Origin of the sequence: Pseudomonas sp. NBRC 111123 (assembly GCF_001320205.1) — a bacterium.
Classification (GTDB): domain Bacteria; phylum Pseudomonadota; class Gammaproteobacteria; order Pseudomonadales; family Pseudomonadaceae; genus Aquipseudomonas; species Aquipseudomonas putida_J.
On sequence record NZ_BCAZ01000009.1, the window covers coordinates 49633 to 62254 of the forward strand.

Annotated in this window: 10 protein-coding genes; 2 read left to right on the top strand and 8 right to left on the bottom strand. The window is 64.5% G+C overall.

What is annotated here, in order from left to right:
• The first annotated feature begins 419 nt into the window (after window positions 1–419).
• Window positions 420–2594, top strand: coding sequence for a bifunctional mannitol-1-phosphate dehydrogenase/phosphatase (mtlD, locus tag APH27_RS07195; protein ID WP_082435042.1), 2175 nt, complete (start codon window positions 420–422; stop codon window positions 2592–2594).
• On the opposite strand, the gene APH27_RS07200 is transcribed toward mtlD, so the two are convergent.
• From APH27_RS07200 to APH27_RS07235, 8 genes are all read right to left on the bottom strand, one after another.
• Window positions 2591–4549 (bottom strand): heavy metal translocating P-type ATPase, encoded by a 1959-nt coding sequence (locus tag APH27_RS07200; protein ID WP_060484423.1) that lies wholly within the window; start codon window positions 4547–4549, stop codon window positions 2591–2593. The genes mtlD and APH27_RS07200 overlap by 4 nt on opposite strands.
• 37 nt (window positions 4550–4586) lie before the next feature.
• Complete coding sequence (locus APH27_RS07205) at window positions 4587–5630, bottom strand: SPFH domain-containing protein (RefSeq protein ID WP_060484424.1); 1044 nt, start codon at window positions 5628–5630, stop codon at window positions 4587–4589.
• Window positions 5617–6645 carry a protease modulator HflC gene (hflC, locus tag APH27_RS07210; protein ID WP_060484425.1) on the bottom strand — a complete coding sequence of 343 codons (1029 nt, stop codon included), beginning with the start codon at window positions 6643–6645 and terminating at the stop codon, window positions 5617–5619. Before hflC ends, APH27_RS07205 begins: the two co-directional genes overlap by 14 nt.
• On the bottom strand, window positions 6642–8621 hold the full coding sequence (gene hflK, locus APH27_RS07215) for a protease modulator HflK (RefSeq protein ID WP_060484426.1): 1980 nt from the start codon (window positions 8619–8621) through the stop codon (window positions 6642–6644). The genes hflC and hflK overlap by 4 nt, the downstream gene beginning before the upstream one ends.
• A 128-nt stretch (window positions 8622–8749) precedes the next feature.
• Window positions 8750–9040, bottom strand: coding sequence for a DUF1330 domain-containing protein (locus APH27_RS07220; RefSeq protein ID WP_060484427.1), 291 nt, complete (start codon window positions 9038–9040; stop codon window positions 8750–8752).
• 35 nt (window positions 9041–9075) lie between these two features.
• The gene (locus APH27_RS07225; protein ID WP_060484428.1) at window positions 9076–9630 is read right to left on the bottom strand and encodes a pyridoxamine 5'-phosphate oxidase family protein; all 555 of its coding nucleotides are present in this window, start codon (window positions 9628–9630) and stop codon (window positions 9076–9078) included.
• Between the two features lie 60 nt (window positions 9631–9690).
• On the bottom strand, window positions 9691–10395 hold the full coding sequence (locus tag APH27_RS07230) for an SDR family oxidoreductase (protein WP_060484429.1): 705 nt from the start codon (window positions 10393–10395) through the stop codon (window positions 9691–9693).
• Between the two features lie 101 nt (window positions 10396–10496).
• Window positions 10497–11384 (bottom strand): LysR substrate-binding domain-containing protein, encoded by an 888-nt coding sequence (locus APH27_RS07235; protein ID WP_060484430.1) that lies wholly within the window; start codon window positions 11382–11384, stop codon window positions 10497–10499.
• A 303-nt stretch (window positions 11385–11687) separates the two neighbouring features.
• Here APH27_RS07235 and APH27_RS07240 point away from each other — a divergent pair, with 303 nt between their 5' ends.
• Window positions 11688–12620, top strand: a complete 933-nt coding sequence (locus APH27_RS07240) for a LysR family transcriptional regulator (RefSeq protein ID WP_060484431.1) — start codon at window positions 11688–11690, stop codon at window positions 12618–12620.
• The last annotated feature ends 2 nt before the right edge of the window (window positions 12621–12622 follow it).

Here is a 12622-nt window from a genome sequence, read left to right on the forward strand (position 1 = left end):
TTGAGTGCGCGAATGCGGCTTCTGTTCGGTAACCGAACGGATGTTGCTTGCGCCTTGCATCTGCTTGCGCATACATGCAAGGGTAAAAAAGGAACGTCAGTCACCAGAAAAGGAAGAACAGCACCTCATGCTTGGAATCACACGTATCCATCGCTATGTGCGCCCATTGTCTGCCAGCAAGGCTGCAGCCAGTGGGCGTGAATCCAAAGTCAAACGCAGCACCCGCATTGCCTCGAAGCTCGTCACCCTCCTCTGCACGCCCCGCGCCGTACCGCCCTACCTCTGGGTAAATCCCGAGCGCCCCCCTGTAGATCGCATGCCCCCTACCTGACTGCCCACACTGCAGTCGACGCGCATTGACTCGCCATTCAGTTGCTGGAGGCGAAGGATTTCACGCAAATAATCAGGGGCAACCACCAATGATCTTGTTTCAGGGTAAAAAAATTCTCAGCGCCATCTTCGATATGGATGGCACGATGTTCGACACCGAGCGCTTGCGTTTCAAGACGTTGAAACAGGCCTCACTGGAAATCTTCGGCAAGGCCTTGAGCGAGCAGACGCTGATCGGCTCGCTGGGCTTGAGTGCGAAGAAAGCCGAAGCCCTCGCCAAGGCCCACAATGGCGAAGACTTCCCCTATGCACAGATTCGCCAGCGAGCCGATGAGCTGGAGCTGGAATACGTGCGCAGCCACGGCGTGCCGCTGAAGGCTGGCTTGCTGGAAGTACTGGAGCGGCTGCGCAAGTCCGGCCTGACCATGGCGGTGGCCACCTCCAGCCGCCGGGCGATTGCCGAGGAGTACCTGATCAACGCCAACGTGCTCAAGTACTTCGACATCACCGTCTGTGGCGATGAAGTCAGCCAAGGCAAGCCGCACCCGGAAATATTCCTGCGGGCGGCCCGCGCACTCAATTGCGACCCTGCCCAGTGCTTCATGATAGAAGACTCGGAAAACGGCCTGCTGTCGGCCATCCGCGCCGAAGGCCAGGCCATTCTGATCGAAGACATCAAGCCGCCTGCACCTGAGGTGAAGGCAGGCGCGCTCAAGGCCTACCGCAGCATGCCCGAATTCCTCGCCGACCTGAGCGAGTGCGTGCCCGACCTGGGCATGCCGGAACTCACCGAGCCCTTCCCGGCCTCTCTCAACCAGTTTCGTGTGGGCATCCATGGTTTCGGCGCCATCGGCGGCGGCTACCTGACCCAGGTATTCGCCCACTGGGACGGCTATACCCGGCCCTGCGAAATCATCGCCGCGACCCGCTCGCGCATGCTCCGGGAAACCGTTGCCGCGTTCGGCAGCTACAGCGTGCGTTACGGCGCCAGCGCGTTCGACCAGACCCTTGAAAATGTGCGCATGATCGACATGGACGATGAGCACGCGGTGATCGAGATGTACAACGCCGCTGAAATCATCGGCCTGAGCCTGCCCGAGCAGGCGATCCAGCAGCAAGCCAAGGTGATTGCCAAGGGCTTGCTGCAACGTTTCGAACGCCGAGGCCGCGAGCTGACCCTGTTGATCGTGCTGAACAAGATCGGCGGCGCCGCGTTTGTGCGCCGGCAGGTACAGGCACAACTGGCGTTGCTGTGCGCACCCGATATTGCCAGGCAGGTGCTGCAGAAGACCCATTTCGCCGAAACGGTGGTCAGCCGCATCGTCTCGAAAATCAGCAATGACGCCCTGGTTCGGCAATTGCGTATCAAGTCGCAGATGTTCCAGAACAGCCTTGAGGATGAACCGGCACCTGCGGCGCCGACGGCTGAATACCAGCGCCTGATCAGCCGCTTCCGGCCCTTCACCCAGTCCAGCAATGCCCTGAGCCAAATGCATCTGGTGCTCTTTAACAGCGAACCCGACATGCCGCTGTATGTCGAGCGTGGCGGCGACCTGCTGGAACGGCTGCGGCAGGTGAAAACCGTCACCGACATCACCCAGATCCAGATCATCAAGAACCGCTTGTGGAATGGCCCACATGCCATCATCGCCTGGTACGCCAGCCTGCTGGGCTACACCTGGGTTGGCCAAGGCATGGGGGACGCCCGCGTGAGTGCGCTGGCCGAGCGCCTGATCCACCAGGAAGTGGCGCCTGCGCTGGTGGCCGAGTACCCACAGATGGCCGAGGTGGTCGAGCGCTTTGCCGCTGCCTTTCTTGACCGCTGCAAGCGTTCGTTCAAGGACCCTTGTGCCCGCGTGGGGCGCGACCCGATGCGCAAGCTGCAGCGCAACGAGCGCATCCTGAGCAGCATCGACCTGGCCCGCAAGCATGGAATACCGGCACCGGCCCTGGAGCTGGGCGCGGCCCTGGCGATCCATTATGCGTTGCGCTGTAACGCCAGCAAGGACCGCGAGGCGCAACGGATGAAGCAGCTGTACAGCGCCAGCGGCGAACGAGTCGAAGCGGTACTGACCCATGACGGCGATTACCACGGCAAGCCTTACCCGGGGCTGGACCCGATTGATGATGCGCCGCTCATCGACAGCATCGCCGCCAACTTCCGCCGCCTGCAGCGACGCGATAGCGCCGAGTGGAGCACCACACCTGGCGCAAGCAGCAGCTCGGCCAGGCACGAACCTGGCCCTGACGCCGTGCTCCGCTAGGGCTGCAGCGCCGCTGCCGGGCTGCTCTGCGCCAGTCGCTCGTCATAGCGCAACAGGCGCCCGGCATTGGTCAGCACCAACAGCGTGCTGAGGTTGTGCAACAGCGCGGCGATCATGGCGCCCGCCGCGCCCAGCAGGCCGAAGGCGGCAGCGACGACAATCGCCAAGGTCCAGCCCAGGCCGATCAGCACATTCACCTGCAATGTGCGTCGGCACTGGCGGCTGAGGCGGATGCAGGTAGCCAGGCGCCGCAGGTCGCCGTTGATCAGCACGATATCTGCTGCCGCCAGGGCAATATCGGCACCGTTGGCGCCCATTGCCACCCCCACCACACCGGCCTTCAGGGCCAGTGAGTCATTGATGCCATCCCCCACTACCAAAGGGCGGAAGCCCAGCTGCAGTTCCTGGTTGACGTGGTGCATCTTGTCTTCCGGCAGGGCTTCGGCCACCACGCGGGTCATGCCGACCTGGGCGGCGATGGCGTCGGCGACTCGGCTGCGGTCACCGGTCAGCAGCAACTGACGCTGCAGGCCGAGCTCACGCAACTGCTGCATGGCCTCTGCAGATTCCGCGCGCACGTGGTCGGCCAGCAGCAGCCAGGCGAGGAATTGCCCGTTCAGCGCCAGGCCGGCAATCGGCCCGTCATGCTCGGGCACTGGTGGCACCTGCATGCCCAGCTGGCGGAACAGCTCAGGGCGGCCCAGGGCCGCTTCACCCTCGGCCGTGTGCGCCACCACACCAAAGCCCTGGCGCTCGTGAATGTCCTGCAGCGCCAGATGCTCTTCATGCGGTACCAACGCCGCGAGGGCCCGGCTGACCGGGTGGCTACTGGCAGCGCCAAGGCTGGCTGCGAGCTTGACCATAGCGGCCTGGGGCAATGCCGCCGCAGTGCCGACCACGCTGCGCAGGCGCAGGTCGCCGTAGGTCAGCGTGCCGGTCTTGTCGATCACCAGCGAAGACAAGTCGGCCAGCTCTTCGAGAAAGGCCGAACCGCGAATCAGGATGCCATGCCGGGCTGCGACGGCAATCCCCGCCACCGCCGTCGCCGGTGCCGACAGCACCAGGGCGCAGGGGCAGGCAGCCACCAGCACGGCCAGCATGGCCTGGGCGTCGCGGGTGATGAACCAGGTGACTGCAGCAATCAGCAAGACCAGCACCAGGTAACGCCCTGCGTGGCGTTCGAGCAACCGGGTGATCGGCGGCTTGGCTTGCTCGGCGCGCTGCATGAGGGCGATGACCTTGCCCAAGGTCGAGTCATCACCAACACGGGTAACCTCTACCCGCAGCAAACCATCCAGGTTGATCGAGCCGCCATGGATATCCATGCCACTGGCCACTTCCAGCGGCACCGCCTCACCGGTGATGGGCGCGGTATCGAGGCTGGCCTGCCCCTGCAGGACACGGCCGTCGGCCGGCACACGGTCGCCGGCGCGCACCTCGACCTGGTCGCCTGGCTTGAGGCTGGCGTTATCGACCTCGCGCACCTGGCCATCGGTATCGATCAGCCGCGCGTTACTGCGGGTCAACTGCCCCAGCGCGGCAATGGCCTCTTGCGAACCCAGCACACTGCGCTCTTCGAGCATGTGGCCGAAGATCATGATGATCGGCAGTAATGCCGCGGTGGCCAGGTCGCCGGTTGCCCAGGCACCCAGCATGGCCAGCGCGATCAGCTGATCGGTGAGGCCATGCAGGCTGGGATGCAGCAGGCTGTACCAGGCCGAGCGCAACACCGGCACAGCCACCAGCAACGAGGCAGCGCCCAGCAGCAACTGGCTGACCCCCTCTTGTGTCGGCGCCAGCCAGCGCCACACCAGCCCCAGCCCCAGCAACCCCAGGGCCAGCATCGCCAGGCTCAGCTGGCGGGCGGCAGTGCGCTGCTCGGCCTGCGACAGCAAACCGGACGTGAGGTGGGTATGGGCATGGTGATGGTGCCCCTGACAATGATGAGTACTCATCGCGAGCAGCTCCAGAAATGGCAAGTAGGCGTCGTGTTCATTGTGCTGGCCCCTGCAGGATCATGTGCCCGGCGTCATCTTTGTTGACGGTGGTGACCGACCCGGCGCGCGCCAGTATCGCCGGCACCCGCTCACGGTAGAGGCGCAGCAACAGCTGCGGATCCTGCTGCTGGCTCAAGCCGACGATCATCGCGGTCGCGGCCTGGGCGCGTGACAACCGCTCACTCGCTTCGGCCTGGGCCACCTGCACGGTGCGGTCAGCGGCCTGGGTGGCCTGTTGCAGTTGCCGAGCGGCATCATTGCGGGCCTTGGCCACTGCCTGCTCGGCCTGCTGGCTGGCAGTGAGCACCGCGTTGAACGCGCTGACGGCCGACCACGGCAACGACGACTGGATGTCGACCCGCACCACCTCGATCCCCAGGCTGGCACCGGCTGAACTCAGCCGGGCCAGGCTGCCATTGATGCCGTGCTGCAGGTCACCGCGCAGCCGCTCACGTTGATCGGCCAGCCCGGCATCGCCGCCGACCAGCTCCGGGCGTGCGACCAGGATGGCATCCATGTCGCGCGAGGCGCAGATCTGCACGGCGTTACGCTCAACCAGGCGGTCCAGCGCCGGTTGCACGTGTTGGCCCTGGCGCGCGTAGGCGTACGGGTCACTCACCGTGTAGAACACCCGCACGTCCAGCTGCACGGCCCCGGCATCGCCGGTCAGCAGATAACCCGAGCCTGCCGTGGCATCGCTGGCCAGCGCGCCGTCCTTGTCGGATTTCTGCGCAAGCTCCGAGCGCAGCAGCAACTCGACCCGGCGTTCGGTCACCCGCGCTGCCGAGGGCAACATCACCACCTGCTCGAAGGGCTCAGGCCAGGCCAGCAACAAGCCTGCGTTCTGGATGCGCGCCTCGGCCCCCATCCGCAAGACCACCGCACGGTTTTCCGGCCCGACCTGACGCACATTGCCAAACAGCCAACCCACTGCCGCCAGCAGCGCCACCGCGTACAACGCCAGAAAGCCTATACGCCCTGCTTGCAGCCAGGGGCCTGTGGGCAACCTGGCCGACACCTGTTGCTCACGGCTGGCCATGGTCAGCCCCCGCAGGCAGCGCAGGCCCCTCGACCAGGGCGCGGAACGGCGCTGCGTCGGTGCGCAACACCAACCGCGTGCCGGGGTTGATGACCGAACCGAGGGTATCGAGCGAACGCAGCAAGGTGTACAGCTGCGGCGCACCGGCATAGGCCTTGCCGTAGATGTCCGCCGCCTGCACCTGCGACTGCGCCTGGATCTGCGCAGCCTTCACGCTCGCATCGGCCTGCAGGATCCTGGCATCGCGCTCGGCCGCCGACTGGATCTCGGCCGCCTTGCGTTTGCCTTCGGCAGTGCGCTCGGTGGCGATGGTCTCGCGCTCGGCGCGCATGCGGTCAACCGTGGCTTCAAGGGTGACCTTGGGCAAGGTCAGCCGCTCGATGCCCACTTGCACCACATGCACCCCATAGCTGTTGATCAGTTGCTGCTCGATCTGCTCACGCAGGCGCTGCTCGAAGCCATCGATGCGCACCCGGCTGGCATCGACGTTGACCAGGTCGGCCAGTTCGAAACCGCTGGCCGTGGTTTCCAGGGCCGAGCCCACCAGGGTGCGGATTTGCCGCGCTGCCTCGTCGGGCTGGTTCTGCACCGCTCGCATGAACAGCTGGATGCTCTGCGGGTCGGCCGCCACCTGCCAGGCGACATAGGCCTGGACGATGATGCGCAGGCCATCCCGTGTGCCGACATCCTGCAGCCCGCTGGAGGTGGTGCGCAGGCGCAGGTCGACCGGCACCGCGGCCTCGAACGGCACTGGCCAACGCCAGTTGAGCCCGGGCTCGATCAATACCCGCGACGGGTTGCCAAAGCGCGTGATGACCGTTGCTTCGCCGACACGAACCTGCACGAAACAGGCTGCCGCGGCCATGATAAGGACCAATAGCAAGGCGATACCGACACGCAGCCAGGCGGGACGGGCACGGTCGTGAGTGTCGGCATGATCGTGATTGTGGTCGTGGTCGTGGTCGTGGTCGTGGTCGTGGTCGTGGTCATGACCATGGGCGGTATGGGAATTCACTGGTTACGCTCCTGGGTACGGCCGGATGCGGGTTTCGGCTGCGAAGGGTCGATGGGCGCTGCATAGCTGCGCAGGTCCAGGGTCGGCGCCTGGTTCGCCGTCAGGCGGTGATCGATGATCAGGCTGTTCGCTTGCGCCATGCCTTGGGACAGCCGCTCCAGGTACTGTTCGAGGATGAACGCCTGGCCTGCGTGCAGCCAGGCGGTGTGCTCGGCGTCGAAGCGCAATGCGCCAGTGTCAGCTTTGGTCTGTGTTTCGTGGGCTTCGGCGGTGGCCTTGTCGGTCAACGTCGTGGCGCTCTGGCGGGCTTCGTCAACCTTCTGCACAGCTTGCCCGCGGTCACGGGCGACCAGTGCCTGGGCAGTGATCTGCGCCGCCTGCACGGCGTGGTAGGCATTTGCCGCACCGGCTGGCGGGTGGATCGCCTCCACCGAGGTCGCCAACAGCTCCACTCCGGTATCCATGCGGTCCAGGTCGGCCTGCACTGCCTGGCCGATGTCGCGGCCGAGCGCGGCACGTTCGGCGCCCAGCAAACCATCCAGCGAGCGAACGGCAAAATCGTGGACCAGCACGCGGTTGGCAACGCTGCGCAGCAGTTGCTCGACGTCAGCGGTGTGATAGGCCGCCGCCAGGGCGGCCGCGTCGCTCAGGCCGATACGGTAGATGAAACGCACGTCCATGTTGACGATCTGGAACCCCTGACGCCCGCCATCGGCACCGGCAATCACCTGCGAGTTCTCGCTCAGGTGGGTGGCGTCCCACAACCGGTTGGCCGTTGTCGGCGGCGTACCATCGGCGGCCGCCAAGGGTTCGGGGGTACCTTCGGCTGTTGTGGTCGCCAATTCATGGATGATGCTGTTGTCCACCCACAGCACCTTGCCAAATGGCCAGGGCAAACCAGCATGCAGGCCCGGCGGGTACACCGCCACGGGCTTGCCAAAGCGTTCGTATACCGCGCGGTTGTTGGTCGGCACCTCGATGATGCCGGTCAGCAACCAACCGACCAGCGCCACCAGCGCCGCCACCGGCAGGAACGCCCGACGCATGAAGGCAAACGCCCATACCTGGCGCAGGTCGATGCCCAGGCGCTGGTGCAGTTCGTCCTGCAGCACGGCCAAGGGCCGCGGTGGCCATTGCAGGAAGTCACCCGCCAGGCTGCGTGCCACCAGCGCCGGCTCTTCACTTGGGCGCGAGGGGCGGAACATCGACAGCGCGGCGCGTATCAGCAGTTCGAGCGCTGCCAGGCCAGGCAACACACCAATCAGCACCGCCAGGCGCGCCGGCCACAGCCGCTCGCCGTCAACACAGGCCAGGCAGGCAATGGTCAGCACCTGCACGGCAATGGCCAGCCGCAACGTGGCTGCAAGCGCGCCGGCCTCGGGCCAGGTCGCCTCGCTTTCGGCCATCAGGTGGCGTTCGAGCACGACCAGGCCGAATGCGCAAACGGCCAACAGGCCGATGGCAACCCAGGTCACTTGCCCTGCCACCGTAGGCGTCGGCAGGTCAAAGCGCCAAGCGCCCTTGACCAGCAGCAGTGCCAGCACCGCCAGGCCCATAAGCCAGGGTGCTTCTGCGCCAAGCTTGCGCCACTGCCGTCGGCAGCCGTCAGCGACCTGCCGGCACCAGCGATCGAAACGGCTGAGCGACTCAGGCTCGACGGTTTCGCCGGCAGAGCGCCAGAACATCAGCGGGACGGGCACCTGGCCCATGGCAGTGGCACGCCAGCTGGCCACCTGCCAAGCCGACTGGGCGGCGCCCGCCAACAGCAACAGCATTGCGCCGTTGACCGCGAGCAGGACCAACCAGTAGGAGTCTGGGCTGAATATCCCGATGAGCCCCTGTATCGCCAACAGCAGCCCAGCTGCCAGCAGCGCCAGGTACATCAGCACCATCAGCTTGCGCGCATGAACCATTGCCCGCTGAAAACGCGGGAAACCATCGAGGTCGGTGGCCTCAGTGTCTAGATCGACTCTCATTAAGACTCCAGGAAATACCAGGCTTCGCAAGTCATGAGCCGAGGGGGCTGACGGCCACCGGCGACGAGCGGCGTAACGTTATAACGACAAATGTAAAAAATTTGTCGCAAAACGTAAAAACCGCTGCGTCAGTTCAAATCGCCCTCGATGATGATCAGTTCACGACGATAGGCGCGCAGCGCCCACGCCTTGGCTTCTGTGTAGGCAGGGTCCTCGTAGCACGCTTTGGCCTGGGCGTAACTTTCGAACTCGACCGCCAGCACCCGCGTACTGGTGTGCGCCTCCACCAATGCCCCCGGCTCCAGGCTTTTGAGCTTCGCTCCGTACTTTTCGGCGATAGGGCCCCATAACCGCCCATAGACCTGCTGAGCCTCGGGGTCGGTCACCGCAGCCCCCAGGATGATCCAGTAACCTTTCATCAGTCGCTCCTTGTTCCATTGTTGGTCTATCGTTTTCAGGGCGCCAGCCAGGAAGCGTGCCAGTCCCCTTGCCGGCGGTCGAAGCGCGCCCGCTGCTGAACCGGCTGTGCAAGGTCCAGCCACTCCAGTGCCGTCGCCTCGATCTGCATCAGTGCAAAGTGCTCGAAGCCATCCACGGTGATTGCGCAAGCGCTTTCAGGGCTTTCAATCACCTGCCCCGGCACAGCGCCATGGCGGAACAACGCCTGAGTCTTGTCACGCGCCGCCCCCCAGCAGCGTTGAAGCTGCCCGGCATCTTTCACCAGGTTGGCCAGCCCCTGCAGGCGGATCTGCATCACGCCGCAAGGGCTCAGTGCGGTCAGCGCCACGCGTGGCTCAGCAGTTATCTGAGCGCACTTGGCCGAGCGCTTGTCCACGTAGAAGTACAACGCACCCGCACCGGCATCGACGCTTCGCAGCACCACCGTGCGGGACACCGGCCAGCCTTGCTGGTCAAGCGTAGCCAGCTGCATCAGCCTGAAAGGGTTGCGTACCGGGCCGACCGGGATTGCCAACTGCGCCCAGATGCGCTTGAGCAGATCGTCCAGCATGGGGAACTCCCTGTTGCATGACGTGCAGGCCGCAGCAGCGCTGGCTGCGGCCATGGGTAGTCAGACGCTGCGTGTCACGCCACCGTCGACCCGGATGTTCTGCCCGGTGATGTAGGCAGCGCCGTCGCTGGCGAGGAAGGCGATGGTGGCGGCAATTTCCTCGCGGGTGCCATAGCGCTTGAGCGGTACGCTGTCGCGGCGCTGCTCGGTGGCCGGCAGGCTGTCGATCCAGCCTGGGAGCACGTTGTTGATGCGCACGTTATCGCCAGCGAAATTGTCGGCGAAGATCTTGGTAAAGGCGGCCAGGCCCGAGCGGAACACGGCCGAAGTGGGGAACAGGTCAACAGGCTCGAATGCCCAGGCAGTGGAGATGTTGATGATCACCCCACCCTTCTGTTTTTGCATGTACGGCGTCACCAGCCGCGTCGGGCGGATGACATTGAGCAGGTAGGTGTCCATGCCCTTGTGCCAGTCTTCGTCGCTGATTTCCAGGATCGCGGCGCGCGGGCCGTGGCCGGCGCTGTTGACCAGCACGTCGATGCGCCCCCATTTCTCGACCACGGCATCCACCAGCCGCTGCAGGTCTGCAACCGACTGGTTGCTGCCGGTGACGCCGATGCCACCGAGCTCGGCGGCCAGTGCCTCGCCCTTGCCTGAAGAAGACAGGATACCGACCTTGAAACCGTCAGCCGCCAGCCGACGTGCCGCTGCCGCGCCCATGCCGCTGCCACCGGCGGTGATGATTGCCACTTTTTCTACAGACATGTTGCCTCCTTCGATGATGGAACTGCTGTGTTGCAAGTTTCATCACACTAGCAGCCATCCATTGGACGAGGGAGGCAGGGGAAGTTTGCCTAGCCAGTAGTTTATCTTTCGCCCACCTGGGCTTTCAGCCACCCTCTGACAAGGCCCAGCGCTGGCGCCTCCTTGCGAGGCCATACCAGGTAGAACGCCTTGTCCAGCCTCAGCTGCTGGGGGAACACCTGCTGCAGCCTGCCGGCGGCGATGTCGTCCTTGACGAAGGCGTAGCTGGCAAGGGTGATGCCCTGCCCGCCTATGGCGGCGTCGATGGCCAGCGATGTCTGGTTGAAACGGACATTTTTCGACGTCGGTTTCGGATGATCGGGGAATAACGCGGCCGTGAATTGCGGCCAGAAGTTGTGGCCATCGTGCAAGGCGACATAGCCCTGCAAGGCGGCAAAGCTCTCTGGCGTGCCCATTTCAGCCAGCAATGCCGGGCTCGCCACCGCGACGATGCGTTGCTCCATCAGCAGCTCGACGTTCAGCCCGCCACCGAACGGCGGCTGACCGTAGCGCACCGCGATGTCGACGCCATCGGTCTGGAAATGGGAAAGACGGTCGGTGGCCAGCAGGCGCAGATCGATGTCGGGGTGCGCCTCGGCGAAGTGGCCGAGCCTTGGAATCAGCCACTTCGAGGCAAAGGTAGGTGTCACGCTGACCGTCAGCTGGGATGGCGCCGGGCGCAACTGCCGGGTGGCTTCGTCGATCATCACCAGGGCGCTGCGGATGCTCGCAGCATAGCCACGCCCGGCATCGGTCAGGCCAACGCCCCGTGGCAGGCGCTCGAACAGGCGCACCTGCAGGCTGGCTTCCAGCCCGCGCACCTGCTGGGCGACAGCCGCCTGGGTCACGCCCAGCTCCTCGGCGGCGAGGCGGAAATTAAGCTGACGCGCCACCACTTCGAATACACGCAGCGCATTGAGTGACGGCAACCCGGGGAAACCTGCAGGCATGGAATGGAATTTCTATCGGCTAAAGTCTCCCGAGGCTACCGCCATCACGGCGGGTTGGGAAGCGATACCCGTCGATGATCCATCGCAAAGGCCCCGACTAGGGGTATTCTTCCCCCGAGGCTGGGTTTCAGGGTTTGCTGCGCCAATACAGGGTGACCGCCACCACATCCACGGCCAGTACGGTCGCGACAATGAAGTACATGAAGTAGTGGTCATGCATGAGCATTGGCCTATCCCCTGCCAGGTCAGGTTTTCAGTGTTGCGAGCAATTCCTGTTCCAATGGCACGCAAAAGGAGCAACGCATGTTTTCATCCGAACGGCTGAAGGGTCTCGACGTGTTCGTCACCGTCGCAGACCTGGGCAGTTTCACTGCAGCGGCCGAACGGTTGAACCTCACAGGCTCTGCGGTGAGCAAGAGTATCGCGCGCCTCGAGCAACGCCTGAATGTACGACTGTTCAACCGTACCACCCGCACCCTGGCGTTGACCGATGCGGGTGTCACCTTCTACCGTACCTGCACGTCGGTACTGGCCGACCTGGAGCAGGTAGAGCATGCGCTCAGCGCCGAAGGCGACGAGCCGCACGGCAAGGTGCGGATAGACCTGCCGGCCTCCTACGGCCGCTTGCATGTACTGCCATTGATCCTGGATTTCATCCATCAGCATCCGCTGCTGCAACCGCACATCTCATTTACCGACCGCTTTATCGACCCGGTACACGAAGGCATCGACATCGTTGTGCGCATCGGCGGCCCGGATGCCTGGCCTGCCGGCTTGGGCCACCAGTATTTCGGCGCCCAACGCCTGATCTTCTGCGCCGCACCCAGCTACCTTGCGCAGCACGGTGCCCCGCAAAACGAGCGTGATCTCGATCAGCATCACTGTGTCGGCTATGGGCACGGTGATGGCCAGGTCAGCCCATGGTTCTTCAAAGGCCGCCAGCCGGGGGAGATGGAGCGACGCACGCTACAGGCGCGCATCGCTGTTGGTGATGGCGAGGGCGAAGTGGCCGCAGTGCTCGCCGGGCATGGCATCGGCCAACTACCGACCTGGCTGACCCAGCGGCACCTCGACCAGGGCACACTGGTCGAGGTGTTGCCTGAGCTGGCAACGGACGGTCTGCCCATGAACCTGGTATGGCTGAAGAGCCGCGAGAACCAGCCCAAGGTACGTGCACTGCTGGACTACCTGTTGCCGAGGCTGACCGCCCATGGCAGCCAGGCTGGCGATAGCTGACC

Excerpts from the sequence above, each read along its gene's own strand:
- mtlD (WP_082435042.1), top strand. The coding sequence starts at position 420 with ATGATCTTGTTTCAGGGTAAAAAAATTCTCAGCGCCATCTTCGATATG.
- APH27_RS07200 (WP_060484423.1), bottom strand. The coding sequence starts at position 4,549 with ATGAGTACTCATCATTGTCAGGGGCACCATCACCATGCCCATACCCAC.
- APH27_RS07205 (WP_060484424.1), bottom strand. The coding sequence starts at position 5,630 with ATGGCCAGCCGTGAGCAACAGGTGTCGGCCAGGTTGCCCACAGGCCCC.
- hflK (WP_060484426.1), bottom strand. The coding sequence starts at position 8,621 with ATGAGAGTCGATCTAGACACTGAGGCCACCGACCTCGATGGTTTCCCG.
- APH27_RS07220 (WP_060484427.1), bottom strand. The coding sequence starts at position 9,040 with ATGAAAGGTTACTGGATCATCCTGGGGGCTGCGGTGACCGACCCCGAG.
- APH27_RS07225 (WP_060484428.1), bottom strand. The coding sequence starts at position 9,630 with ATGCTGGACGATCTGCTCAAGCGCATCTGGGCGCAGTTGGCAATCCCG.
- APH27_RS07230 (WP_060484429.1), bottom strand. The coding sequence starts at position 10,395 with ATGTCTGTAGAAAAAGTGGCAATCATCACCGCCGGTGGCAGCGGCATG.
- APH27_RS07235 (WP_060484430.1), bottom strand. The coding sequence starts at position 11,384 with ATGCCTGCAGGTTTCCCCGGGTTGCCGTCACTCAATGCGCTGCGTGTA.
- APH27_RS07240 (WP_060484431.1), top strand. The coding sequence starts at position 11,688 with ATGTTTTCATCCGAACGGCTGAAGGGTCTCGACGTGTTCGTCACCGTC.